General features: G+C 35.7%; 21 protein-coding genes and 1 tRNA gene. 2 read left to right on the top strand and 20 right to left on the bottom strand.

The window, feature by feature from the left end; genetic code table 11:
- From DWW68_RS06720 to DWW68_RS06710, 3 genes are all read right to left on the bottom strand, one after another.
- Positions 1-2013, bottom strand: coding sequence for a V-type ATP synthase subunit I (locus tag DWW68_RS06720; RefSeq protein ID WP_118589785.1), 2013 nt, complete (start codon positions 2011-2013; stop codon positions 1-3).
- Positions 2014-2022: 9 nt separating this feature from the next.
- Positions 2023-2331, bottom strand: coding sequence for a hypothetical protein (locus DWW68_RS06715; RefSeq protein WP_118589786.1), 309 nt, complete (start codon positions 2329-2331; stop codon positions 2023-2025).
- Positions 2332-2554: 223 nt separating this feature from the next.
- Positions 2555-5578, bottom strand: a complete 3024-nt coding sequence (locus tag DWW68_RS06710) for a glycoside hydrolase family 76 protein (protein ID WP_118589787.1) — start codon at positions 5576-5578, stop codon at positions 2555-2557.
- Positions 5579-5762: 184 nt separating this feature from the next.
- Here DWW68_RS06710 and DWW68_RS06705 point away from each other — a divergent pair.
- A tRNA-Trp gene (locus DWW68_RS06705) sits at positions 5763-5833 on the top strand.
- A gap of 60 nt (positions 5834-5893) precedes the next feature.
- On the opposite strand, the gene radA is transcribed toward DWW68_RS06705, so the two are convergent.
- The 17 genes from radA to DWW68_RS06620 all read right to left on the bottom strand — a co-directional run bounded on the left by radA (position 5894) and on the right by DWW68_RS06620 (position 25321).
- Positions 5894-7249: a DNA repair protein RadA gene (gene radA, locus DWW68_RS06700; RefSeq protein ID WP_021951861.1), complete on the bottom strand. Its 1356-nt coding sequence runs from the start codon at positions 7247-7249 to the stop codon at positions 5894-5896.
- A gap of 105 nt (positions 7250-7354) precedes the next feature.
- The gene (locus tag DWW68_RS06695) at positions 7355-7768 is read right to left on the bottom strand and encodes a hypothetical protein (protein ID WP_021951860.1); all 414 of its coding nucleotides are present in this window, start codon (positions 7766-7768) and stop codon (positions 7355-7357) included.
- 113 nt (positions 7769-7881) lie between these two features.
- A complete protein-coding gene (locus DWW68_RS06690; RefSeq protein ID WP_118589788.1) occupies positions 7882-10365 on the bottom strand; it encodes an ATP-dependent Clp protease ATP-binding subunit in 2484 nt (827 codons plus the stop codon).
- Positions 10366-10503: 138 nt separating this feature from the next.
- Positions 10504-12222, bottom strand: coding sequence for a cadherin-like beta sandwich domain-containing protein (locus tag DWW68_RS06685; RefSeq protein ID WP_118589789.1), 1719 nt, complete (start codon positions 12220-12222; stop codon positions 10504-10506).
- Positions 12223-12296: 74 nt separating this feature from the next.
- On the bottom strand, positions 12297-13568 hold the full coding sequence (purD, locus tag DWW68_RS06680; protein ID WP_118589790.1) for a phosphoribosylamine--glycine ligase: 1272 nt from the start codon (positions 13566-13568) through the stop codon (positions 12297-12299).
- 106 nt (positions 13569-13674) lie between these two features.
- Positions 13675-14268, bottom strand: coding sequence for a phosphoribosylglycinamide formyltransferase (gene purN / locus DWW68_RS06675; RefSeq protein ID WP_118589791.1), 594 nt, complete (start codon positions 14266-14268; stop codon positions 13675-13677).
- Positions 14262-15287: a phosphoribosylformylglycinamidine cyclo-ligase gene (gene purM / locus DWW68_RS06670; RefSeq protein WP_118589792.1), complete on the bottom strand. Its 1026-nt coding sequence runs from the start codon at positions 15285-15287 to the stop codon at positions 14262-14264. The genes purN and purM overlap by 7 nt, the downstream gene beginning before the upstream one ends.
- Positions 15288-15309: 22 nt before the next feature.
- Complete coding sequence (gene purE / locus DWW68_RS06665) at positions 15310-15810, bottom strand: 5-(carboxyamino)imidazole ribonucleotide mutase (RefSeq protein WP_118589793.1); 501 nt, start codon at positions 15808-15810, stop codon at positions 15310-15312.
- A gap of 94 nt (positions 15811-15904) precedes the next feature.
- On the bottom strand, positions 15905-17905 hold the full coding sequence (locus tag DWW68_RS06660; protein WP_118589794.1) for an aminopeptidase: 2001 nt from the start codon (positions 17903-17905) through the stop codon (positions 15905-15907).
- A 12-nt stretch (positions 17906-17917) separates the two neighbouring features.
- Positions 17918-18265 carry a DUF6142 family protein gene (locus DWW68_RS06655; RefSeq protein WP_021951852.1) on the bottom strand — a complete coding sequence of 116 codons (348 nt, stop codon included), beginning with the start codon at positions 18263-18265 and terminating at the stop codon, positions 17918-17920.
- 34 nt (positions 18266-18299) lie between these two features.
- Positions 18300-18755, bottom strand: coding sequence for a VanZ family protein (locus DWW68_RS06650; protein ID WP_243053104.1), 456 nt, complete (start codon positions 18753-18755; stop codon positions 18300-18302).
- Positions 18756-18769: 14 nt separating this feature from the next.
- The gene (pyrE, locus tag DWW68_RS06645; RefSeq protein ID WP_118589795.1) at positions 18770-19450 is read right to left on the bottom strand and encodes an orotate phosphoribosyltransferase; all 681 of its coding nucleotides are present in this window, start codon (positions 19448-19450) and stop codon (positions 18770-18772) included.
- A 30-nt stretch (positions 19451-19480) separates the two neighbouring features.
- Positions 19481-20383, bottom strand: coding sequence for a dihydroorotate dehydrogenase (locus tag DWW68_RS06640; RefSeq protein ID WP_118589796.1), 903 nt, complete (start codon positions 20381-20383; stop codon positions 19481-19483).
- A complete protein-coding gene (locus DWW68_RS06635; RefSeq protein ID WP_021951848.1) occupies positions 20383-21150 on the bottom strand; it encodes a dihydroorotate dehydrogenase electron transfer subunit in 768 nt (255 codons plus the stop codon). The genes DWW68_RS06640 and DWW68_RS06635 overlap by 1 nt, the downstream gene beginning before the upstream one ends.
- A gap of 27 nt (positions 21151-21177) precedes the next feature.
- Positions 21178-22095 (bottom strand): orotidine-5'-phosphate decarboxylase, encoded by a 918-nt coding sequence (gene pyrF / locus DWW68_RS06630; protein ID WP_021951847.1) that lies wholly within the window; start codon positions 22093-22095, stop codon positions 21178-21180.
- Between the two features lies 1 nt (position 22096).
- Positions 22097-23380 carry a dihydroorotase gene (locus DWW68_RS06625; protein ID WP_118589797.1) on the bottom strand — a complete coding sequence of 428 codons (1284 nt, stop codon included), beginning with the start codon at positions 23378-23380 and terminating at the stop codon, positions 22097-22099.
- A 108-nt stretch (positions 23381-23488) separates the two neighbouring features.
- On the bottom strand, positions 23489-25321 hold the full coding sequence (locus tag DWW68_RS06620) for a DUF2079 domain-containing protein (protein WP_118589798.1): 1833 nt from the start codon (positions 25319-25321) through the stop codon (positions 23489-23491).
- A gap of 160 nt (positions 25322-25481) precedes the next feature.
- On the opposite strand from DWW68_RS06620, the gene DWW68_RS06615 reads away from it, so the two are divergent.
- Positions 25482-26360, top strand: a complete 879-nt coding sequence (locus DWW68_RS06615) for a DegV family protein (protein WP_118589799.1) — start codon at positions 25482-25484, stop codon at positions 26358-26360.
- Positions 26361-26368 lie beyond the last annotated feature (8 nt).

The raw sequence follows: 26368 nt of genomic DNA, 5'->3' as shown, positions 1-26368 counted from the left end.
TTAATTCTCCTTTACATTAATGTATTTTGTATTTTCCTTAAAAGGCTTAAACTCTCTGCTTCCGCCTTCATAAAACTTTCCAAAAAATTCAACGTACTGTAATCTGTTGGTGTGAACATAGGAACCTAAAAGATTAATTGCCAGGTTAAATGTGTGACCAAATACAAATACCACTATAAAAAGTATAACTCCGCCTATACTTTTTCCTCCCATGGCTGCCATGGTGTTAATAACCTTTGCAATTACTCCTGTGGCAAGTCCTAATGCCAATAGTCTTGAATATGACAACAAATCACTGAGCCAGCTGGTTGTGTCATAAAGGCTGTAGGCTCCTAATAACAGTCTCTTTATAGGATTTTTTGCCCTTCTTCCTGCCATTAAAAGTATTCCCAACATTCCACCTAATGCCATTACCTTTGCCAGCATATTTATACCTGCCGGAAAAACTATTGTTGTTCCTGAAAGGGATGCAAATAATGATGTTGGAACTAATAGCAATATCAGTCCTATTAAGAACACGTACCATAAAACCACGTCACACACAAATGCCATTACATACTTTTGCTTAAGCAGCTGGTATCCCTTTATTGCCAGTCCTGTAAATAAATGTATAATCCCGAAAATCATACAGTATATTAACATTTCCATTGGCTTTTCTATAGGTTCAAACCATAATGCCGGAATGGTTATTGTGGTGTCAAAAAAAGTTTTGGCAATAACCTGTATTGCATCTCCAAAATATCCGCCAAATAATATGCCCCATACCAATGTGGAAATTCCACAGTTTTTAAACATTCTAAGAGTCTTTTCCATGGTTGGTGACATTCCCGGATATTTTTTTAGTGCAAACAGACAACCTAGAAATATTATTAAACCATAGGCTGCATCACTTAGCATAATACCGAATAGTACATAATAGAAAAATGCCGTAATGGCTGTGGGGTCGATTTCGTTTTTGCCCGGATATCCGAAGGATGTTACCACATCCTCCACTGCCGCAGCAGTCTTATTATTTTCAAGAAGTACGGGAACATCTTCATCTTCCCCTACCTCTTCCGTATCAATAGCCACAACAAACTTTTTTTCCAGCTCCTCAATTAACTTTCCCGATTTTTTCACCGGAATAAATCCACTAACAAAAAACGTGTGCTTTGACTGAAGAATGGTTCCTACAACCCGGTATTTATCAGCCCTTACAGTGTAATAGTCTGAAACACTTTCTATTGACTGTCTGCTTAATGCCTCCCGGGCAAGTTCAGACTTAATTTCAGCTATGTCGCTGTATAAATTTTCAATGCGCTTCCCTCTGTTTTTAATTGAAACAGCCGGCGTGTGATGTGCCACCACCTGAGGCCTGGTAAATCCCAGCTGCCTTAACGCTTTCTCCGTTTCTTCCGTCTTGTCCTTAATACATATACAGGTAATGTATGTCTGGAATTTATCAGCAGCTACTACCTGAATATATACTTCCTTTGGAAACTCTTCTATTTTTTCAATTTCTGAAATTAAAATCTCCTGAGTGTAACTTCCTAAGATACTTCCTAACATAAACACCGTATCCTTTGTTCCCTGATAATTCATTGGAACATCAAGATTTTTCCATATGCTTAATGCCTTAATTTCATCCTGATACTTTGCAATCTGACTTTCCTTTTCATCAAGATTTTTCTTTTGCTGAATAATCCTGTTCACTAAAGACATTATTTCCTGTTGGTCGCTAATTGTCTTTAAATATTCCGAATCAGATATCTGTTTCTTCCCCTCTAGAGAAGATAACATTGACTTCTTTTCAGGTGCATACATATCTAAAATTTCCAAGGCATTTTCAGCTAAAGAAACATTCCTTTCAAAAATTGAAATCTGGGTAGCCGTATTGGTTTTAGTAAAAACCTCATCTTCCTTATCCTTTTCAATTATCTCCAGACAACCACGTTTTTGTAGTAGCTCAAGAATTTTCTTCCGGTTTGCTTTCATTGCGCATATATTAATTTTTTGCATTTGCAAAACTGCCATAAAAACCTCCTAAAACAATGCATCAATTACAGCTTTTACTGCCTCTGGCTGCCTTTCTGCTGCCTCTTCCTTTAGTTTTATTACCTGCTTGTCAATTTCTGCATTAAATTCTCTGTCTGCCTCGCTGCAACTTTTAATGGTTTCTTCCATATCCCTGCGGGCTTTATCTTTCACTTTATCTGTTTCCTCTTCCCTATATGATTGTGCCCTTATCTTAATGTCATTTTTCATGTTCATTGCATTATCCTTTGCCGTCATTACCGTTTTTTCAGCATCTGACTCTGCAATTCTAATTGCATCCACGGTTTCTTTAATCAATACAGGCTCCTCCTTTCTATCCACATTGTCTTTATAATTTCATTTCTTATCAAGTATGATATATCATAGAATAATTATATACAAGTATCATTTTATAACAGTTGTTGTATATTTTTACTATTTCGTATTTTGTATGCTTTTATTACTATTTTACATAATTGTTTTTATGAATTATTTCCTAAAACAATTATGCGTAAAAGTCCTTTTTTTATTCCTTTTATGACTACGGAGTGACTATTGTATTTCCCCAATCATAATCTATTTCTTTTGCATCCTTATTAACAACTTTAACTATTTTATTAAAAAGATAGGCATGAGCTTCCTTTGTATTCATCTTTACATTTTCATAAAGATTTTTTGCAACATCGTAAATAGAATATTGTGAAATATTGTCTCCATATACATAGGTACCATCATCCAGTACGGCATATGCCCTGACCATATACTTTGATGTAAATTCCTTAGTGGAAAATGCTCCGAACTTTATTGTTCTTACATAGTATGTTGCCGTATCGGATTCTCCAAATTTTTGTGCAGCAGTTCCATTAGCGGTAGATTCAAAGCTTGCAATATATTTATTACTACTATTAACGACCATCTCTGATTCCTTAATATTGGTTTTTATACCGTCTACTTCTGACACACCATAAATAAATCCCCACTTTACAACTTGTTCTTCATTTATTTTGGGTTCAACAGACGCAATAGTTCTTATTCCTCCTAATGTTGTACTTATCTGGTATCCCTCTATTTTTAGTTCAGGGCTTGTTACAATATTATATATTGCACCTTTAGGCAAAATTTTGCTTCCATCTGCTGTTAAAAACCTGAATTTTTCTTGATTTCCTGTCACTTTATCTGCATTAGCCAGAATATACATTTCTTCATCTTCAGGGTCAACTAACAGGTATTTACCTGTCTTAACAGATTTTATTGCCACCGATGTATCATCTGATTCTTCATTTAAGTTTTCAACTATAAATTTTGACTCATCATCAATGGTATCTGCATTTGCAGTAATATAATATCCATTTGAGCCATATGCTGCCCTTATATATTTTTCAGTAACTAAAGACTTAAATGAAACTGTACCATCAGAATTATTAACTATACCTATTTGCTCCCAATCTCCTCTACTGGTACTTCTTGCTAAAATAGTTGTATCTTTTGTTCCATTTTTCAACTGGGCATATTTATCATTAGACTCTGAATAAAGAAACATATATCCCTGGGAATTATCTGTTGCCTTTTCAAACTGTATATAGTCCAAATTACATACATGTTCAGTATCTGACTTGAAAATGACATATAAATTTTGTACACCCTTTACTCTTGCTGTATCAACAGAAATTTCTCTCCAATCACTCCAGTCACCTGTATTATCTAATGGAACACTTGCAATTATGGTTCCATTTGTAGAACCAAGCCTTATTTCTATTCTCCCCTTTTTTTCTGCATCTTCTGTTTTTCTTGAATATCTAAGTTTAACTTTTGAACATCCTGTTTTTCCAAAATCAACGTTATAGTATGCAGTGTAATCTCCACTATTAATTCCACCCAGACTTCTTCCTCCACTGGTGTTATCACTGTTTTCAGAAATCAAACCTTTAGTATAGTCCATATCCTCTGCTTCTATAAGTGAATATGCATCTCTTTCAAGTCTGTCAGAATATGTAGGCATATTTGCCATAAGAGATATGGCATTATACGCTGTGTAGCATTCCCATGTTACATCTTCTGATGTTTTCTTATTCCATACACACCATTGCAAATTCTTTGAGTTTTTATTCATCCATGCTATTTTTGCATTATCCCGGAAGAATGATAAATATTCCGGTCTGTTGAAATCCACTATGAACTTTCTTAAATATCTCATTAAAATTCCACGCATTTTTGAGTTGTCTGTGATATATGCATCTTCCTTAATTAATATATTGTTATAACACAAAGCTTTCATTGTATGATTTACAGCATTGCAGGCATCTTCATAATAACTATTGTCTCCAAAGTGTTCATAAAGCATTGTTGCCGCTCCAATAAATGTCCCCTGATTATATGTTGAGCACCAGTATTCATGCATTGTATCCCAGACATGCCCTATTTCCTCTCCTTCTCGTACATACATAGAACTGTTTCTCCAGGCTGAATACAGTTTTTTTGCTTTTTCATAATAAGACATATCCCCCGTTGCTTCAGCCAGATAGCATGCCCCCACTGTTGCAGGTCCATTAATACAGGATGTTGTATCATCATTCTCATGATTCATTTTCCATATAAGCATTCCGTCGCTTCTCTTATTTGCTCTTTCGTACATTAAATCATAATTATGTTTACCATATGTTAAGTATTGTTCATCACCAAACAAAATATATGCTCTAACCGATGCCAAGACTGCCCATGCCAAATCGTCATTCCAATCCTTCCATGCCCAATCTTCTCCGTTGGTTGCTATAAAATCTTTATAAGTTGTAACAAACATATCTTTATATATTGCTTTACCTGTTGTTTCATAGCCATCAAGAAGTGCTTCCATTATTTCTGCCTCTCCCCAAAAACCATCATCACTACTATGAAATGTCATATACCCTGTTTTTTCATAGTATTTATAATAGTAATCTTTAAACGCATTTACCATGGTGTCATTCATTTCCTCTGTAAATCCATTATATTCCACACTGGTCTTTTTTAACTTCCATATTTGTCTCGGTTCATAATCTATACTTTTTGCTTTAGTCCACAAACGAACCTGAGCACCATCTTTATCCCTTTTGTCATCATCACTGATAATTTCCGCACATTCCTCCTCACCGTTGTCGTTTTTTACAGCAGACACAATATAATAACAACCTTCATATTTGCCTTCTGTTATAGGAACCAGTTTCCATTTGTAAATATCCGTACCATCATTTCCATTAAAATCCAGCTTATCACCATTACTTTTTCCTGTTATTTTCATAGTTTTGTCCGTAACAGTATTTGTAAATGTATAATATTCTCCTTCTTTCTTTACATTAAATCTCGCTAAGTCACTTAGGGCATCAGTATTCCATACAACGCAATCAGCATAATAATTTGATACATCTGTCTGGGTTATTGCTTTTTGGTTATAGACCGATTGAATAACATATACTCCGTCATTAATTGCTCCTTCATCTTCCGCCTTCACATTTTTCAAACCGTTTTGTCCCGGCAATGATGTTATAATCAATGCAACAGCAAGACACAATATCATTAATCTTTTTTTCATAAATGTATACCTCCTACTTTTTATATATATTCAACATAACACATTTAATTTTTCCAAACAATTAAACCTAAAATATGATATCCCTGAAAGAAATATGACATAACTTCACAAAAATATGACATATTTTTCTTGACAGTGAAATCTAATTATGGTATAAATATCTTTGTTGTGCAAAATTGCAAATAGGGGTGTAGTTCATCGGTAGAATAAGAGTCTCCAAAACTCCAGAGGTGGGTTCGATTCCTACCACCCCTGCTATTTAAAGAGTTCTGAGTCCTTTTTAAAGGTATTCAGAACTTTTTCTTTTTAGGCAGCTTATATTACATTAGCTGCCTCATTTATATTTCTTACACCAACTAATTCAATTCCTTCCGTATTTTTCAAATTTCCCACAGATACTTCAGGCATAATACATCTTTTAAATCCCAGTTTTTTTGCTTCCATTACTCTTTGCTGTGCCTGAGACACCGCTCTTACTTCTCCTGCTAAGCCTACTTCCCCAAAAACAATGGTCTTAGAATCTAAGGGACGGTTTTTGTAGCTACTGATTAATGCCATAACCAAAGCTAAATCAAGAGCCGGCTCTGTTATTTTCATTCCTCCTGCAATATTAACATAGGCATCATAATCTCCCATTTGTATTCCCATTTTTTTCTCAATAACTGCCATAAGAAGATTAACCTTGTTGTAATCAGTACCTACAGATGTTCTTCTTGGCATTCCAAAGTTAGTATGGGATATAAGTGCCTGAACCTCTACTAATATAGGTCTTGTTCCCTCCATAAGGCATGCCACCACAGAACCTGATGCATCCTCCGGTCTTCCTGAAAGCATAAATTCAGAAGGATTAAGCACCTGCTTTAGCCCATCCTCTCTCATTTCAAAAACACCTATTTCATTTGTGGAACCGAATCTGTTTTTTACGCCTCTTATAATTCTATATGCAGCATGTCTGTCCCCTTCAAAATAAAGTACAGTATCTACCATGTGTTCAAGGACTCTTGGGCCTGCCACTACGCCTTCTTTTGTTACATGACCTACTATAAAAACGGGAATGGTATTTCCCTTCGCTATTTGCATAAGAGTATTAGTTGACTCCCTTACCTGACTTACACTTCCCGGAGCCGAACTAATGTCTTCCCTAAAAATGGTTTGAATGGAATCTATTACCACTGCATCAGGCTTTACCTCTGTTATCACACTTTCAATGGAGTCAAGACTGGTTTCTGCAAGCAGCTTAAGATTGTCACTAAACTTTCCCATTCTGTTAGCTCTAAGTTTTATTTGTTTTAAGGACTCTTCTCCTGATATATAAAGTATGTTTTTTCCTGCCCCTGACATATTTCTACATACCTGAAGTAAAAGTGTGGACTTTCCTATTCCCGGATCTCCCCCTACCAAAATAAGTGCTCCGGGAACTATTCCGCCACCTAAAACCCTGTCTAATTCAGTAAATCCCGTAGTTATTCTTTCTTCATCATTAGCCGTAACTTCATTAATAGCCACAGGCTTGCTGTTTAACAGACTTCTTTTTGTCTGCTTACCGTTATTTTTAACCAATTCTTCCACAAAAGTGCCTACTTCCCTGCACCCCGGACACACTCCCATCCACTTTGAGGATTCATATCCGCACTCTTTACAGAAGAATACTGTTTTTCCTGATTTTGCCATATTTTTCCTTTTCCCAATTAGTTTATTATATAAAAAACAATGCTGCTGTACTAATGCAAAATTATATTCACATTAATACAACAGCTTCGTTAATTTCGTACCTGTTTATGCAGCTACAACTTTAACCACGGTCATGCTGCCTTTTTGCAAGTCAACGTCAAATGTAATCTTTCCTCCAACATCAGTTTTAGAAACGCCTAAATCCTTGTCATCCACAAACACACTGTATTCCTTGTTTGATTCTAATTCTAATGTAATCTGTGTCTGTCCTGTACCTTCAACGAAGAAAGTAACTTCATCTGCTGTCTCTTTAAAAACATTTACTGCTGTTCCCGGAATTGATTCATACACAAAAGTTCCGTTTCTTTCTAATTTTGTCATTTCATTCCATGTCTTTACCTTATACAAGTCACCTGCTACCTCAAAATCTGCAAGTTTCTTCTTTTCCGGTAAATCATAGTTACCAAAACTAATTGATCCGTTACTTTCTTTTTTGATTAATTCCTTGACTGTTGCCATTTCATCCTCCTGTTCACTGTCACTTTGGTGACCTTTCTCTAGATATGAACATTGTACCATAAAACTACAAATAATTGCGAAAAAAGTATGAATTTTTTATAACTTTTTTTCAATTAATTTTCCTGCTTATTTTCCCTGTCCACCTTAAAGGTTACCTTTCCATTTTTACATGAAACAGTAACTTTATCATTGTTATTTACATTGCCGGAAAGCACCTCTTCTGCTAAAGCATCCTCCACCTTTGACTGAATTTTCCTTCTAAGTGGTCTTGCTCCGAATTTTTTGTCATAGCTTTCCTTAGCTATCATATTTTTTAAGGTCTCCGTAAATTTAAGTTCTATTGCCATTTGCTCTTTTATCTGTTTTGCCAGATTTTTAAGCATTATGCCTACGATATTTTTAACCTCTTTTTCAGTAAGAGAATGGAATACTATTATGTCATCAATTCTGTTGATAAACTCAGGCTTAAACATAAGCTTAACTTCTTCCATAACGTCAGATTTCATTTTTTCGTAGTCCTTCTTTTCGTCATTTACAACACCAAAGCCTAAATTTTTCGGATCCACAATTCTGTTTGCTCCCACATTACTTGTCATAATGATAATAGTATTCTTAAAGCTTACTTTCCGACCCTTTGAGTCTGTAATATGACCGTCATCTAACACCTGTAAAAGTACATTAAATACATCCGGATGGGCTTTTTCCACTTCATCAAAAAGAATAACAGAATAAGGATTTCTTCTTACCTTATCACTGAGCTGACCGCCCTCATCATATCCCACATATCCCGGAGGTGAACCTATCATTTTTGAGACACTGTGTTTTTCCATATATTCAGACATATCAATTCTGATAATGGAATCCTCGGTGCCAAAAACAGCTTCTGCCAAAGCCTTTGAAAGCTCTGTTTTTCCCACACCTGTAGGCCCTAAAAACAAAAATGAACCTATAGGTCTGTTAGGATTTTTAAGTCCTACACGACCTCTTCTTACGGCTTTTGCCACGGCACTTACTGCCTCATCCTGTCCTACCATTCGTTTATGCAAAACTTCTTCCAGTTTAAGAAGTCTCTTTTGCTCATTTTTTTCTAATTTAGTAACAGGAATACCGGTCCACATTGATACTATATCCTCAATTTCCCTGTCAGTAATCTTCTGTCTGTTTTCCTTCTCTGATAATTCCCACTTTTCATTTTCAATCTTTACCCTGTTTTCTAATTTGTCCAGCTTCTTTTTAATTTCTGCTGCTGTACTAAAATCAGCATTTCTAACATACATATCCAATTCTAATTTAAGTTCAGCTATTTGTATCTCTTTATTTCTAATAGCCTTAGGCTTCGGATCCTCATGAATACGTTTCTTTGAGCAGGCTTCATCTATTAAGTCAATTGCCTTATCCGGCAGATTTCTGTCGTTAATATATCTCATTGACAGTTTTACCGCTGCTTCAATGGCTTCATCAGTAATATTTATTTTGTGGAAATCCTCATAGGACTTTCTTAGGCCTTTAAGAATTTCTATTGCATGCTCCTTAGTTGGTTCTTCTACTGTTATTGGCTGGAACCTTCTTTCTAAAGCAGCATCCTTTTCAAAATATTTTCTGTATTCATTAATAGTTGTGGCACCTATTACCTGCAAAGTTCCCTTTGTAAGGGAAGGCTTTAATATATTAGAAGCATCCATTGAGCCTTCAGCACTTCCTGCCCCTACAATCATATGAATTTCATCAATAAATATTATTACATTTCCTGCTGCCTCAACTTCATCTATGATACTTTTTAATCTGTCTTCAAATTCTCCTCTGTACTTAGCCCCTGCCACGGTGCCGGTTAAATCAAGACTTATGATTTCCTTGTCCTCCATGTTTTTTGGAACTTTTCCCTCCACAATTCTTGTGGCAATTGCCTCAACGATAGCTGTTTTTCCAACTCCCGGCTCTCCAATTAAACAAGGATTGTTCTTTGTTTTCCTGCTAAGTATCTGCAATGCTCTTTGAATTTCAATATCCCTGCCTATAACCGGGTCTAACTTGCCTTCTCTTGCTTCTTCAGTTAGATTTCTTCCGTATTTTTCCAAGGCTGTTTTTCTGCTTTGTCTGCCATTTCCTTTTCTGTCATCCTTAAAATACTTCTTTGCCTCACTTTGACTGCGACCACAAAGCCTTAATATATCCATGCATACTTTCTTTGTATTAACATCATAACTGGTAAGTATTTTGCCGGCTTCACATGTTCTATCTGTAACCATTGCCATTAAAATATGCTCGGTTCCTATTTCCTTAAGTCCCTGCATATTAGCTTCACTATAGGCATTTTCCAATATTAAATTAGCTTTATAATTATATTCTAACTGTCTTTTATCCGGTATAACGTCCTTCGCCTTAATATCCACGTCATAACCTGCTTCCATAAACCCGATAACATCTGAATATGTGAATTTGTAGTGACTAAGCAGTTTAGCCGTAACACTGTCTGCCACTCTGCACATACCGGCTAAAATATGTTCTGTTCCTATATATTTAATTTTACAAAGGTGAGCAATATAATTAGCATAGGCTAATGCCCTATCAGCCTGTTGCGTAAAAACATATTTTCCCATCTGTTCTTCCTCCATATTATTGTCAGATATAAAGTATAACCATTATTTATGTCAAATATTTAAACTGTTTTTTAAGAAAGGAGTAACTCTAACCTGTATTTTTGTTAGAATCACTCCTTTGTTATTATCTGCTACTTATTAATTAATATCAATAAATTCAAAATCATCATCGTCCTCTTCTTCATCATCAGCAAGCATGGACTTTAATGTTTCTTTTATATCTTCTTCCGTTTCTTTTTGAGCTGCCTTTGTATCATTTTCAATTTTTTCTTCTTTTGAAATTGTCTCCGGTGCTTTCTCCTGATTATCTTCTACAGTTTCAGGAATTTCTTCTACGGTTTCATCCTCTGTAATATCAATGAAAACTTCTCCGTCTTCATCATCTTCTCCACCGTAAAATCCTTCATCAGATTCTAAATCCGAACCAAAAGTAGGCTGGTCACCATAAGTTCTTGTCATAACATCTCTTCCAAAGAACTTTGATGAATCATCTTCCTCTTCCGGTGTAAGCTCATCTGATTCAAGGTTAAATGTAGGAGCCTCTTCATTGTCTTCCTGCACATTCTCCTGTATATCTTCCGGAATAAATTCCTCTACAGGCTCTTCAATTTCTTCTAAAGGCTCTTCAGAATCAATATTATCTATATCTTCTTCCTCTTCTGCCTTCTTTTCTTTCTTTGACTTCTTCTTTTTCTTTTTAGGACTCTCTTCTTTTGTTTCCTCTACATCAGGCTTATAATTGTTGTCTTTGTCTTTCTTAATCCTCTTTTCCTTTTTGTTTAAACCAATGTTAATACACAGGAAAATCAAAATAATTATAACAACAACCAATCCACACATAACTTTTAAGAAAATATTATATTTTTCCACAAGCTTGTTATAATCTTTTTCAAGGTTATTATAGGCTTTAGCTGCTGCCTCTGACTGATTATTTGCATCATTTGATACTAAATATCTCTGGAAGCACTTCTCATTATCATCATAGCAGTAAAGATTTGTTTCTCCATTCCAGTTCATGGCATAAACTAAATACATTCCCTGCTCTTCATCTAATGCCCAGGCATTTACTTCATTATCAACTATTGTTATTTTCTTCTTGTCATAATTCTTAAGAATACCATCTGTTTTTTCCGGTTTTACAATGGTATACATTCTGCTTTTGATTTTTATATTATACATTGGATAAAATACATCTTTATCCTTGTCATATATATAAAATCCCTTTGTATCATCATTATAAAGGTAAAATGCAGTGATTTTCTTTACTTCGCCTTTGATACATGTATACTTCTTATCATTGTATTTTTCACTTGACTTTGTAAATCCGTCAGGAATATCTGCTTTTGGAAAAGATGAAGATATTTTCATCTGTTTCTTTCCTACTTTTACCGTTGTTTCCTTAGAACTGCTGTCTGTTTTCGGAGTGTCAGATGTATTTGAACCATCTCCATTTTCTGCCTTATATGATTCATCTTCATCAGCAGTCAGCTTTGTTGTATTCAAAGTATATTTCTGAACAGTTCCACTTGTTGATGTTACAGATACTTCTGTTAAGTTTTTTCCTGTATCCATCTTTGTGTTTGCCCACTCTTTTTCAACAACAGCTTTAGATGTGGAATCAGCCGGCACTGCTTCTATCTGAATTTTTTCAGTAGTAGACAACACTGTAAGATTATACGTATAAGTAGTTGAATTAAAATTCATCTTAACTTCTGTCTTATTTCCTGCTGCATCTACTGCATATACCTTTAGTGAAGACAAATCCGTTGCCTGGTCTGCACTTACACATGTAGCAGTTCCAATAACTAAAACAAATAAAGTTACAACCGTTACCCACAGATTTCTAATTTTCATCATATCATTACCATCCTTTTACAAAAGATTCTTGTGTATCTTTTATTATTTATTCTTAAACCTTAATTATATGACAATTATGCCTCGTCTATAGCCTTTCCTATGTCATTACGCATATATTTATTTTCAAAATCAATTAATTTTGTTGCTTCATATGCGTTGGCTCTTGCTTCTTTAAGGTTAGCTCCCTTAGCTGTAACACCTAGGACACGACCTCCATTAGTAACTATTTTCCCATCAGATAATTTAGTTCCTGCATGGAAAACATAATATCCTTCTTTGTTTTCAAAGTTTTCCAATCCTTTGATTTCAAAGCCCTTTTCATAAGAAACCGGATATCCGTCGCTGGCTAAAACGACACAAACTGCTGCATTATCCTCAAACTCTAATTCAATCTTATCAAGAGTCCCGTCAATACATGCTTCAAAAACATCAACAATGTCATTTTTCATTCTTGGAAGAACTACCTGTGCTTCAGGATCACCGAATCTTGCATTGTATTCAAGTACCTTTGGTCCATCTTCAGTAAGCATAAGTCCAAAGAAAATAATTCCCTTAAATTCTCTTCCCTCAGAAGCCATTGCATCAACGGTTGCCTGATATATATATTTCTTACAAAATTCATCAACTTCTGGTGTGTAAAACGGACTTGGTGAGAATGTTCCCATTCCTCCGGTGTTAAGTCCCTTATCACCATCCTTTGCACGTTTATGATCCTGTGCTGATGTCATAATTTTAATTGTTTTTCCATCTACATAAGAAAGAACTGAAACCTCACGTCCTGTCATAAATTCTTCTATAACAATAGTATTTCCGGCATTACCAAACTTCTTATCAAGCATCAGTTCTTTAACACCATCCATAGCTTCTTCCTTTGTCTGACAGATAAGCACCCCTTTACCAAGAGCCAGCCCGTCTGCCTTAAGAACTATAGGATACTTGGAAGTTTCAAGATATTCCATTGCTGCCTCAGGTGAAGTAAAGTTCTCATATCCTGCTGTAGGAATATTATATTTCTTCATTAAATCTTTTGAGAAAGCCTTTGAGCCTTCAAGTATTGCAGCATTTTTTCTTGGGCCAAACACTCTAAGTCCTGCCTCTTCAAACTTGTCAACTATACCACCAACTAAAGGATCATCCATTCCTACTACCGTAAGATCAATTTCATTTTCCTTTGCAAAGTCAACTAACTTGTCAAATTCCATTGCACCAATATTAACACATTCAGCTATCTGTCCGATTCCTGCATTTCCCGGTGCACAGTAAATCTTATCAACTTTGCTGCTTTTTGCAACTGAAGTTGCAACAGCATGCTCTCTTCCACCACTTCCAACAATTAAAACTTTCATCTTTGTCTCTCCTTAAATATGTAACGCCTCCTACCTTCGGTGGTTGGCAATTCGTCGGAAACATTCCTAAAAATGAACTTCTTCATTTTCTATAAACGTTTCCTCCTCAAATAATTCCGTTTGCTATGTCGTTGATGGCCTTTGGTAAAATCTTCCATTCAGCCTGCTCCATAACACGCTTCTGCAAAATTTCCGGTGTATCTCCCGGCAATACTTCAACAGCCTTCTGGTAAATAATAGGACCTGTATCTGTACCTTCATCTACAAAATGCACCGTGGCACCTGTAACCTTAACACCTCTTTCTAACGCTTTTTCATGAACATGTAATCCATAAAATCCGTTACCGCAAAATGATGGTATTAAAGACGGATGAATATTTATAATTCTGTTTCTGTATTTTGCAATAAGTTCAGGCGGCAACACAACTAAAAATCCGGCTAATACAATAAGGTCTAAATTGTATGAATCAATCTTTTCTATTAAAGCATCATTAAACTTTTCCCTGCTTTCAAAATCCTTTATACATACTGATTCAGCTGCTATGCCATTTTCCTTTGCCCTTGTAAGGGCATATGCATCTTTTTTATTACTAATAACTACTTCTATTGAAGCATTTGTAATGTCTCCACTTTTAACTGCATCAATTATTGCCTGAAGGTTTGTTCCTCCACCGGAAACTAAAACTCCAACTCTTAACATAATTCAACACCTTTTTCTCCGGCTTCAACATATCCTAATTCATAACATGTTTCGCCTGCTGCCTTTAATGCTTCCATTGTCTTTTCTACATCTGTTTCATCAATTGCCAGTACCATGCCAATACCCATATTGAAAGTATTGTACATCATTTCCTCTGCAATATCTCCCTCTTTTGCAAGAAGGTCAAAAAGTGCAGGAACCTTGTAGCTGTCCTTTTTAACTACTGCCTTTACGCCATCAGGTAACATTCTAGGAATATTTTCATAGAATCCGCCACCTGTAATATGGCTGCATCCCTTTATTTTAACTCCTGCATCCTTAACATTTCTCAATGCCTTAACATATATTCTTGTAGGAGCAATTAATGCCTCTCCTAATGTCTTTCCTAATTCATCATAATATGTATTAAGAGTTTCCTCTGTCATGTCAAAGACTTTTCTTACAAGGGAAAATCCATTGCTGTGAACACCTGTTGAAGCAATACCAATAAGCTTGTCTCCCGGTTTAATGTTTTCTCCTGTAATTAAATCCTTTTTATCTACCACACCTACTGCAAATCCTGCCAAATCATATTCATCTACCGGCATAAGTCCTGGATGTTCTGCTGTCTCGCCACCTACAAGTGCTGCCCCTGACTGCTTACAGCCTTCTGCCACACCACTTACAATAGTAGCAATCTTTTCAGGATAGTTCTTTCCACATGCAATATAATCAAGGAAGAATAAAGGCTCTCCACCTGAACATGCAATATCATTAACACACATGGCAACACAGTCAATTCCTATTGTGTCATGCTTATCCATAACAAAAGCTAATTTTACTTTTGTACCACATCCGTCAGTTCCTGATAAAAGAACAGGTTCCTCCATTCCTTTAATTTTGCCCATGTCAAATGCACCGGCAAAACCACCAATACCACCTAACACTTCCGGTCTCATTGTTTCCTTAATGTGCTTTTTCATTAATTCAACTGACTTATATCCTGCTTCAATATCTACTCCTGCCTTCTTGTAATCCATATTAAACTCCTTCTTGTTTTCTCTAATAATTCTTGTATCCGGTTTCTTTTAACCTGGCGTCTTTTTCAACAACAGAATCTTTCATCTCCCTGCTGAAATCTTTTAGTTTATTTAAAATGTCATTATCTGATGTGGCAAGAATCTTTGCTGCCAGGATTCCTGCATTCTGTCCCCCATTAATGGCAACTGTAGCCACAGGAATGCCTGATGGCATCTGTACGATAGAATATAGTGAATCAACTCCTCCTAAATCAGAAGTCTTCATAGGTATACCAATAACCGGCATTGGGAATAATGCTGCACACATTCCAGGAAGATGAGCTGCCTTTCCTGCTCCTGCTATTATAACCTTAATTCCTCTTTCTTCTGCACCTTTTGCCCATTCAAAGAATATATCCGGCTCTCTGTGAGCTGAAATAATGGTCATCTCATAATCAATTCCCATCTTATCAAGGAATTCTGCTGCTTTGCTCATTACCGGCAGATCTGAATCACTGCCCATTACAATACCTACTTTAGACATTTTGCTCTCCTTTTTCTTTTCGATAAATATGTTATTTTTTCAACAATCTTCATTGTATCATAATACTTACAAATTATGAAGAAAAAAATCATACTTATAACGGTTTATTTAACATTTCCGTGCCGTCAAGTACAAATTTTCCATTCTTTATAATGGTAATCTCTTCTCCTGCCTTAGTTACAGCCGTAATTTCACCTATTTCATCATAAGGAATGGTTATATCTGTATGACATCCGAAATATGCCTTTGAAATATCAGTTTTTCTAAGAGCCGATACTTCATTTTCCCTGGCCACGATTTCTTTTCCGTCAGGGTTATAGGTTTTAATTTCTTCCTCATAACTGTAACAGGTATCTCCCACTGCAAAATGAGGACCCATTTTTTCCACAATTAAAATAGGAAGCTTATACACTGCCCCAAACTTTCCTGCCATAGCATAAGCTGTTGTATTAGTACCAATGGCAAATTCACCTATAGGAAGAGTTTCATGATTATATAAAACATTTTCTTTTATATATATTTTATTTTCCTCTTCGCTATCAAAGTTGCTACAGTTATAATCTTTAACCTTTCCATCTTCAAAGGTCATTTCAAAATTTTTATATTTAAGTTTTCCTAAATAAACTTCACTTACATGTAATAGTCCCTGAGTTCCCTTAAGCTTAGGCGATGTAAAAACCTCCCCTAAAGGAATGTTTACGTCTGCAAGACAGTTTTCAAAGTTAGTTTCTTTTTCAGGATTTGCCAGTTCATGCATCATAACCTTAATATCTGTTTTGTTCCTGCCCTGACCTTTTACTTTCACATAAACTGCTTTATCTAAGGCATTAATTAAACATTGCTGAACCTTTGCATATTTTTTCTCATCTAATGTGTTAATTTCCACTGTGGCATCGAACATTTCCCTGAAATTCTCACCAAATTCCGGTATTGGGAATGCTATAATGGTAAAACTTCTTTCGTCCCCTTTTATATATTCCTGAATGATTTGCTGATACTCCATGGTAAACTCAACCTTAAGCTTCTGCTGCTTTCCGTCAAGGGAATATGCCTCTTTTTTGTTTTCCGGTTCAAAAGGATTTTCACCAAACACCTCTATTACAGCAGGACCTGCCATTTTAGAAGCCATTTCTTTTCTGTTTTCAAAAGCCTGTTTAGAAACTTCCAGTTTTCTTTTTACATAAGCCTTATCTAAGTACAATGCTTCGTCAAACTTGTGGTCAAACCAGTATTGCCTGTTAAAATTTGTAGACCCATATCCTCTAGGGTAAATAACCGGCTTAAGTCCCATTTTTTCAAAATTTTTAATGGCCGCTTTTACAATTCGCTCAAATCCAATATTATATCTTATATCAACAGTTTCTTTAATTGATAAATCTTTTCCGGTATTAATAAATCCCTTTCTGTACCCTTCCGTGTATACAAAGGCTAAACTGTCGATTTTCTCCTGATCTAATGAATTAAGATATTTTGCCATTTCTATTTCATTATATCCCACGTGTTCTCCGTAATAATATAAATATCTCAAGTCCTGCAGGTCGCTTTTTGTAACAATATCCGTTGCAAAGGTATTGTCAGGATTAATCATGGCATCAACTGAAGCTTCAGTAAAAATCTCAGTATTATCTCTCATAAAGGAACAGAGAGTTTCCCTGACTCCATCTACGGTTATGTCCTCCATAGCCTCAAAATCAACATATATTTCTATAAAAAGTTCAAACCATGATACTGAGATTTCTTCCTGTTTTCTATAAAGATTTCCGATAGTTTTCCTTATTTGTTCATACAGAAAACACAGCATCTTTCCATAGTCATCTCCAAGCTTTTTCACTGCGAACTCAGGATTTGCATAGCTTTCACTATAATTTTCATTATATACATCACTATATAAATCATAGTTAATGCGTTCTAATTCCCTAAGCTCTAACTTTTTTATTTCACCGCTGATTATTTTCTGATATATGTTGTCTAAATGACAAATAAACTTTGCAGTTCTTCTGAAATAATCTCCATAAGGCTCTTTTATGAGACTTTCACCGGCAATTTCATTAATTCTGCTTATTGCCATATCATAACGTTCTCTTACGATATCCATACACGCACCTCATTAAATATAAATTAAATACATTCCCAAAACTCCAAGCCATATAACTGCATTGGCAATGGTTCCAATGTATGTATACATCATAAATTTATTCTCTTCTTTAAAGCTGTTTATCCCTACAATAAACCCTGCAATAGATGTAATAAAAGCAAACAAAGTCAAAAGACCTACGTAAATTCCTGCTTTTCCTTTCATTGCCACGGAAATTGCAATTGCCAAAATAATAACCAGCAAGCTCTCAATGGCAATAAGTGTAGAGGATTTTCCACCTTTTGTATACTTTCTAAGAGGAATTTTTTTTGCTTTTTTATCTTCTTTCTCTTCTAATCTTACTTTCTTGCTCTTTCTCACTTATATTTACCCTCAATCTGTTTTTTATGTATCTTTATATGTGCTTTCGCACCCTTGTAAACTTCATTGTTACATAACCTAAAAAACCGCCTATGGTGTTTAAGAAAATATCATCAACATCAAATGCCCCAACCTTTAACAGAAGCTGCGCTGTCTCTATTGCAAGGCTAAAAAGCATGGCAAAAAGAGTAACACTAATAATGTTTTTGCATATTTTCTTCTTTGAAATAGTTGGAAGCAAAAAGCCAAACGGCATAAAACATACAACATTTCCAACTAAATTCGCAATAGTTACATTCCAACCGTAGGTATGCCGCATGTTCCAAAATCTCGTTATTTCTTTAAATAACGTAAGATTGTACCTGTACTCTTTGCTAATCATTGACCTGTCTAAGGTCTCCGATAAAAACATAAAATAAAGTGCAGCAAGCATATAAAGTACAAAAAATAATCTGCCAAAATTTCTGACTCTTCTATCTGTTTTTGTCAACTTGCATCTCCTGACTATTTAGCACCATACTGTTCATAATACTTATCAATTGCTGACTTTATCTCATCGTTAATCACAACTTTTCCGTTGCATTCTCTGTTGTATAAATGCTCCACAACATCTGCCATAGTAACAATGGCATTAGTTTCAAATCCGTAAAGATCCTTTACTTCATCAAGGGCACATTTTTCTCCACCTTTTCCGACTTCCATCCTGTCAAGGGAAACCATAAGTCCTACAATGGTAACATCTGCTGCTCCCTTTACTTTTGGAACTGTTTCCTCCATAGACTTACCTGATGTTGTAACATCTTCAATCATTACCACTCTGTCACCGTCTTTTAAAGTGCTTCCAAGGAAGCTTCCCTTGTCTGCTCCGTGGTCTTTCTCTTCTTTTCTATCTGAACAATAACGGATTTCTTTTCCATATAATTCATTAAATGCAATAGCTGTAACCACTGCAAGGGGTATTCCCTTATATGCCGGTCCGAAAAGCACATCAAAATCATCACCATATCTGTCGTGTATTGCCTTTGCATAATACTGACCTAATCTGTGAAGCTGGGAACCTGTAACATAAGCTCCTGCATTCATAAAAAATGGAGATTTTCTACCACTTTTGAGTGTAAACTCTCCAAACTTTAAAACATCACTTTCTACCATAAATTCTATAAACTCACTCTTATATGCTTCCATTGTTAAATCTCCTTATTATAAATATTCAATTTACTTAACACTTCCTATCAGATTGTTTATATCTTCAACTCCATGTCTTTCCATATAATCCTCAATTCCTTCAATAACTTCTATTGTGGTATTTGGATTGTTAAAGTTGGCCGTTCCTACCGACACTGCCGTGGCACCTGCTAATATAAATTCAAGAGCATCCTTAGCACTTGCAATTCCGCCCATTCCAATAATAGGAACTTTAACCGCATTTGCCACCTGATATACCATTCTTACAGCTACAGGTTTAATTGCAGGACCTGATAATCCTCCTGTTTTGTTAGCTAAAACAAACTTCTGTCTTTCAACATCAATCTGCATTCCTGTTAATGTATTAATTAAAGACAAAGCATCTGCGCCACCTACCTCTGCAGCTCTTGCCATTTCCGTTATGTCTGTAACATTTGGACTTAATTTCATAATAACCGGCTGTTTTGCAACCGCTTTTACAGCCTTGGTTATAGCCTCAACCGCCTTTGGATCCTGACCGAATGCAATTCCACCATGCTTCACATTCGGGCATGAAATATTTATTTCCAACATATCAACACTTTCGTGTCCTAATTTTTCCACTACGTCAATGTAATCTTCCGTAGTTCTTCCACATACATTTACAATTATATTGGTATCATAGTTCTGTAAATACGGAATATCTCTTTTGGCAAATAAATCATATCCCGGATTTTGAAGTCCCACTGCATTAAGCATTCCACCGTAAGTTTCTGCAATTCTCGGTGTAGGATTTCCTTCCCATGGTACATTTGCCACACCTTTTGTAACTACTGCTCCAAGTCTGTTTAAATCTACAAACTCTCCGTATTCAGCTCCGGAACCGAAAGTTCCTGAGGCAACCATAACCGGATTTTTAAATTCAACTCCCGCAATATTAACTTTTGTGTTCATTACAGTTCTACCTCCTCTGCCAAAAATACCGGACCATCCTTACAAATACGTTTGTTGTTTACATTTGAATGAGCATCCTTATCCTTTGACTTACACACACAGGCAAGGCACGCCCCAATACCGCATGCCATTCTCTCTTCTAATGAAAGCTGACACTCTATTCCTTTTTCCATGGCATATTCTTTAATCGCCCTAAGCATAGGTGTTGGACCACAGGCGTATATTACGTCTCCCTGTATTTCTTTATCCTTTATGGCATCAATAACCGTTCCCTTAGTTCCGCAGCTTCCGTCTTCCGTTGCGATATAAAGACTTCCGTTTTCCTGCAATTCCTTAGTAAGAAAAAGTTCATCCCTGTAGCCTGCCACAATCTGAACCTCTGCCTTATCCTTTAATGCTTCTGCCAAACCTACCATTGGTGGGATTCCAATTCCTCCACCAATTAAAATGGCTTTTTTATTTTCACGCTGCATAAATCCATTTCCAAGAGGTCCTATTAATTCAATCCCGTCTCCTGACTTATAGCCTGACATTTCTTCCGTGCCGCCACCAACAACACGGTATACTATTCTGATTGTTCCGTTTTCCTTATCTATCTCACATATGCTGATAGGTCTTGGCAACAATTTAGTTTTGTCCTTACAGTAAATTGAAACAAACTGCCCTGCAACTGCACTGTCTGCCGCCTTAGTTTTTATTATCATACTGTAAATTCCGGTACCAATGCATTCCTGACTGACAACAACTGCTTTTTCCTTTTCTCTCATAACTAATCCATCCTTATTAAAATTTCACTAGAAAATTGAATTAATATCCTCAATCATATCTATAACTGCCTGACGTGATGCATCGGCATAATTTAATTCTCCAAATTTGGCATATTTATCCTGCTTGTATGCACATATAATTCCTCTTGAAGAGTTTACAATGGCACCAAGTCCGTCCTCGTTGAAATATGGTCTTAAGCCTTCTGCAGTTCCACCTTGTGCTCCGTATCCCGGTACCAGAATGTAGCTCTTTGGCATAATTTTTCTTAAAACTTTTCCCATTTCCGGATATGTGGCTCCTACAACTGCACCAATGTAGCTGTATTCATCACCCATGTGCTCCTGACCCCATTTTGCCACATATTCACCAACAAGCTCATACAAAGGCTTTCCATCAATTAATCTGTCCTGAAACTCTCCACTTGATGGATTTGAAGTTTTAACTAAAATAAATAATCCCTTGTTTTCTTCCTTACATACATCAATAAAAGGCTTGATTCCATCTGTTCCAAGATATGGATTAACAGTTGCAAAGTCTTCATCAAATAATGAATATGTTTTGCTTCCAACCTGAACCTTTCCAAGATGACCTGTAGCATATGCTGCTGATGTGGAGCCAATATCTCCACGCTTTACATCTCCTATTACAACTAAGTCTTTTTCCTTTGCATAATCTACAGTCTTTTTAAATGCCACAAGTCCCGGAATACCAAACTGCTCATACATGGCTATCTGCGGTTTTACTGCCGGAATTAAATCATATGTAGCATCAATAATTCCTTTATTGTACTGCCATATAGCTTCTGCTGCTCCCTCAAGAGTTTCTCCATATTCCTCAAAAGCCTTTTTTGTAATATGCTCCGGCAAATAACTCATCATAGGGTCTAAACCTACTACTACCGGTGCATTGGTTTCTTTAATTTTCTTAACTAATTTATTAATCATTCTATTTCTCTCCTTTATTGTATACTACATTGCCATTTAAAATCGTATATTCAACCTCTCCGGATACCCTGTAACCATTAAAAGGTGTATTTTTTCCTTTAGAAGCAAATTCATTTGAGTCAATAACATATTCTTTATTTGGATTGATAATGGTAACATCTGCTATGGCTCCTTCATTTAATGTTCCTTTGTTAATTCCAAGAACCTTCGCAGGATTGTAACTCATTTTTGCAGCCATCTGAAGGGGTGTAATATGTCCTTTTTTTACCAGATTAGTTATGGTAAGTGCCACAGATGTTTCAAGTCCCACGATTCCAAAAGGTGCATGCTCTAAATCCTTCGCCTTTTCCTCTGCACTGTGGGGAGCATGGTCTGTGGAAATAACATCCATTATATCATCACTTAATCCCTTTATTAATGCTTCCATATCCTCTCTTGTTCTAAGAGGAGGGTTCATTTTGAAATTAGCATCATTAGAAGTAATATCATCACTGCACATGGAAAAATGATGAGGGCACACCTCTGCGGTAACCTTTACTCCCTCTTCCTTAGCACGTCTTACCATTTCCACGCTGTCTTTTGTGGAGCAATGGCATAAATGCAATTTAGCACCTGTTTCCTTTGCTAAAAGAATATCTCTTAAGGCTATAACATCTTCCACTGCATTGCTTATTCCCTTAACCCCTAACTCCTTTGACTTGTCTCCTAAGTTAATAACTCCGCCTTCTACAAGGTTTATGTCTTCACAATGTGCCAAAACCGGAATATCCGCTTTTTTAGCATTTTTCATTGCTTTTCTATATACACCGGAATTCATAACAGACTTTCCATCTTCACTTATGGCACAGATTCCTGCTGCCTTTAGTCCCTCTACATCTGTAATTTCAACTCCTGCCATGTTTTTGGTAACTGCCCCTACAGGAAGTACATTGGTAAGCCCTACGGCTTTTCCCTTATCTATAATGTATTTAACTGTTTCCGGGGAATCTACTACAGGTTTTGTATTCGGCATGCAGCATACGGTAGTAAATCCACCTTTAGCAGCTGCCCTGCTTCCTGTTTCTATATCTTCTTTATATGTTAATCCCGGATCTCTGAAATGCACATGCAAATCTATAAGTCCCGGCATTACATAACAGCCTTTAGCATCTATAATCTGATTCGCTTCATTTTCAATATGTGAAGCTTTTTTTACTATTACTCCCTTATCAATCAGAATATCCATAACACTGTCAAGATTTTCTGATGGATTAAGAACCCGTCCGTTTTTTATGAGTATTGACACCTATAAATCCTCTTTCTTATATATTTACCTTTAAAAGGCATAAAAATCCATATAAAAGTATAGCAAAAAAACACATCCCTTTCAATATAAAGAGATGTGTTCTAACTTTTAATTTGAAGTTCTTTTGTAAATTGTTATTAATCCGTCCACATTATACACCACTTCATACTTGCCTGAAGCTATAATATTGCTAAACTTCTCTTTTTCAGTATCATATCTTGCATCCACTACCAGATAATCAGTATATATATCACTTTCAAGATGATTCTGATCATATAAAATAAGGTTCTTTGACAAATGTGGTACCAAAAATCCTGATGCACATACTGAAGCATCCTCCGGAACCATGTCCAGTGCCTTGTTAAGTCCCTGGTATGTAGCCTTGTCCGCATTATATCTTGATACATAATACGGTGCCTTCTGGTAAATGCTTCCCATAAACATTACACTGGCACATATTACCGAAACAGTTGCCAGTTTCTTTGCCCTGTTTATATCCATATCTGCTATGTTTAATATAATTGCATACATCATAAGTGCTATAACACTAAAATCGTATTGGAATGTTATATCATGCATATATAAATATGTCGGCAATAAATTAATGATTATAAACGGAAGAAGTAATATATATCTTGAATACTTCTTTCCTGTTGTAAAAAGCACTGCTGCTACAGGAACAAGCATGGAAATGATATATCCGATTTTATCCATTGAGTTATCATTTGTGTTTCTTATAATCTGACTGATGGCATAACCCGGATTAGCCAAAAGCGTCTCAAATACCTGAATAAGACCTCCATCCTGAGTAAAGTATAAATTTCCAAATCTATATTCCTGTATTCCAAGACCATAGCTGTTTACTATGGCTGTTGCCATAGCGAAGTAAATTGCTGATGCCACAATAAGAATAACACCACGTTTTTTATCCTTCTTTGAAAACAGGAAGAATATCCCCAATATAAACACATAAACCGGTGCATCTTCCTTAACCATCAATGACAAAATTGCGAATATAACCGCTGCAACGTTCTTCTTTTTTTCAACTGTCCAGGCTAACATCAACAGAAAAAATGTTATAAAGCAGTTTTCGTGAATATCATAAAATGTTCCACCTGCTGTTGCCGGATATAAAACATATATCAGTGAAACTGCAATTGCCATCTGGTTAGATAACTTGTGATGTTTACAAAGTAATACTATTGGTATAACAGGAATGGCAACCATAAATGCCTGTATAAGCTGAACTGTTATGGCGTTATCAAATATAAAATATATTGGAAGCGCTATATAAAATATAGGTGAAAAATGCACTGCAAAATGTGAAAGCAATTTATTTCTCTCTACTGTAGTACTGATGGTTCCTTTTTGCTTCATATATTCATACATTTGAGCAAATATACCAAAATCAAATGTTGAATTGCTATATGTAAGATATCTGTATACCGTAACCACTCCTATAAAGGCAAAGAGTAAAACACCAATTACAGCTACAACAATCCATGTTTCTTTTTTAGTTAAATGAATTTTAGCAAAAATATTAAAAATATCCTCTTTCACATACATAAATGCCAAAACTGCAATGACACACAACACTGTTTGGAAACATACATTTCCAATCCGGTTATAATATGATGCATCTCCCCATGAAACGGAATATCCCTGACATGCGCACAAAATTACAAAAAGATACACAAAAGCAAACATAGCCAGTTTTGCCATGGAATCCTTATGTATATAAAGCATGGCCATAAGTGCCATACCTATCACAAATAGACATATGACAATGGCAATATTAGTAGCTCCTCCAAAATTTACATCATTAATGTGCCTGTATGCCCCTCGTATTATTGAACATAACGCCCAACTTCCTACTGCACTTACAAAGAAACCTTCAATGATTTCTTTTTGATACTGCAATAATGATTTGATTTTATTCACTTTCCCTTCCTCACTTATAAAAACTTTTTCTCTATTTTAGCATATATCTTACAACTTATGTGGTAAAATTTTGTTTTTTGATAAAAATAATATTGATTAATGTTTTTTATATGATATACTATGTAGTATTAAATACTATGTTAAGGAGTTTTACAAGTCTATGTATAAGATAATTAGTGACAGTGCCTGTGATTTGTCAAAAAAGTATATTGCAGAACACGATATTACAATAGTTCCTCTTTCAGTTTCATTTGATGGAGAGACATATTACAGGGATTCCATAGATATTTCAAGAGATGAATGTTATGAGAGAATGGTTTCAAATCCGGGAGTTTACCCTAAAACTTCCCTTCCAAGTGTTGACAGCTATTACAATGCTTTTAAGGAATTTACTGACAAGGGTATTCCTGTTGTTTGCTTTACCATTACTCTTATTTTCAGTGGTTCTTATAACTCAGCAATGAATGCAAAGGAAATGATTGAGGAAGAAAATCCTGATGCTAACATTACTGTTATTGATTCTAAGCAAAATACCGTAACTCAGGCTCTTATTATTGACCAGATGGTTAGAATGCGTGATGCAGGAATTTCCTTTGAAGATTCTTTAAAAAAATTAGAGCCTTTAATGGCAAGCGCCCGTATTTTCTTTACAGTAGGTTCTCTTGACTATTTAAAAATGGGTGGTCGTATCGGTAAGCTTGCATCTATTGCCAGCAAAATCGACGTTAAACCTGTTATTATAATGAAAGATGGAGATATCAGCCTTGGGGGTATCGGACGAAACAGAAATAAACTTAAGGCTAAGGTTTTATCAACAGCTAAGGCTTATCTTGATGAAAACGGAAAAGACAATTTCGTGGTTTCCGTAGGATACGGATATGACAAAACAGAAGGTGTCAGCTTTATGAATGATGTAGAGGAAACTCTTGGAGTTAAACTTAATTCTGAAACCAATGTTGCCATTGGTATCGTATCCGGCGTACATACCGGCCCACATCCTATTGGATTAGGTGTAATCAGAAAATATGAAACACTGTAGTTAAACAA

The organism is Eubacterium sp. AF16-48 (assembly GCF_003479405.1).
Classification (GTDB): domain Bacteria; phylum Bacillota; class Clostridia; order Lachnospirales; family Lachnospiraceae; genus Eubacterium_G; species Eubacterium_G segne.
The sequence above is the reverse complement of the archived record's forward strand: the minus strand, read 5'-3'. Positions and strand labels throughout refer to the sequence as shown.

Bases quoted from the DNA above. Each gene is read 5' to 3' on its own strand.
- pyrE (WP_118589795.1), bottom strand. From the start codon at position 19,450: ATGGAAGCATATAAGAGTGAGTTTATAGAATTTATGGTAGAAAGTGAT.
- DWW68_RS06695 (WP_021951860.1), bottom strand. From the start codon at position 7,768: ATGGCAACAGTCAAGGAATTAATCAAAAAAGAAAGTAACGGATCAATT.
- DWW68_RS06720 (WP_118589785.1), bottom strand. From the start codon at position 2,013: ATGGCAGTTTTGCAAATGCAAAAAATTAATATATGCGCAATGAAAGCA.
- DWW68_RS06615 (WP_118589799.1), top strand. From the start codon at position 25,482: ATGTATAAGATAATTAGTGACAGTGCCTGTGATTTGTCAAAAAAGTAT.
- DWW68_RS06640 (WP_118589796.1), bottom strand. From the start codon at position 20,383: ATGAACACAAAAGTTAATATTGCGGGAGTTGAATTTAAAAATCCGGTT.
- radA (WP_021951861.1), bottom strand. From the start codon at position 7,249: ATGGCAAAATCAGGAAAAACAGTATTCTTCTGTAAAGAGTGCGGATAT.
- DWW68_RS06710 (WP_118589787.1), bottom strand. From the start codon at position 5,578: ATGAAAAAAAGATTAATGATATTGTGTCTTGCTGTTGCATTGATTATA.
- DWW68_RS06635 (WP_021951848.1), bottom strand. From the start codon at position 21,150: ATGAGAGAAAAGGAAAAAGCAGTTGTTGTCAGTCAGGAATGCATTGGT.
- DWW68_RS06660 (WP_118589794.1), bottom strand. From the start codon at position 17,905: ATGGATATCGTAAGAGAACGTTATGATATGGCAATAAGCAGAATTAAT.
- DWW68_RS06685 (WP_118589789.1), bottom strand. From the start codon at position 12,222: ATGATGAAAATTAGAAATCTGTGGGTAACGGTTGTAACTTTATTTGTT.
- purN (WP_118589791.1), bottom strand. From the start codon at position 14,268: ATGTTAAGAGTTGGAGTTTTAGTTTCCGGTGGAGGAACAAACCTTCAG.
- purM (WP_118589792.1), bottom strand. From the start codon at position 15,287: ATGGATTACAAGAAGGCAGGAGTAGATATTGAAGCAGGATATAAGTCA.
- DWW68_RS06690 (WP_118589788.1), bottom strand. From the start codon at position 10,365: ATGGGAAAATATGTTTTTACGCAACAGGCTGATAGGGCATTAGCCTAT.
- purE (WP_118589793.1), bottom strand. From the start codon at position 15,810: ATGTCTAAAGTAGGTATTGTAATGGGCAGTGATTCAGATCTGCCGGTA.
- purD (WP_118589790.1), bottom strand. From the start codon at position 13,568: ATGAAAGTTTTAATTGTTGGAAGTGGTGGAAGAGAGCATGCTGTTGCA.
- pyrF (WP_021951847.1), bottom strand. From the start codon at position 22,095: ATGATTAATAAATTAGTTAAGAAAATTAAAGAAACCAATGCACCGGTA.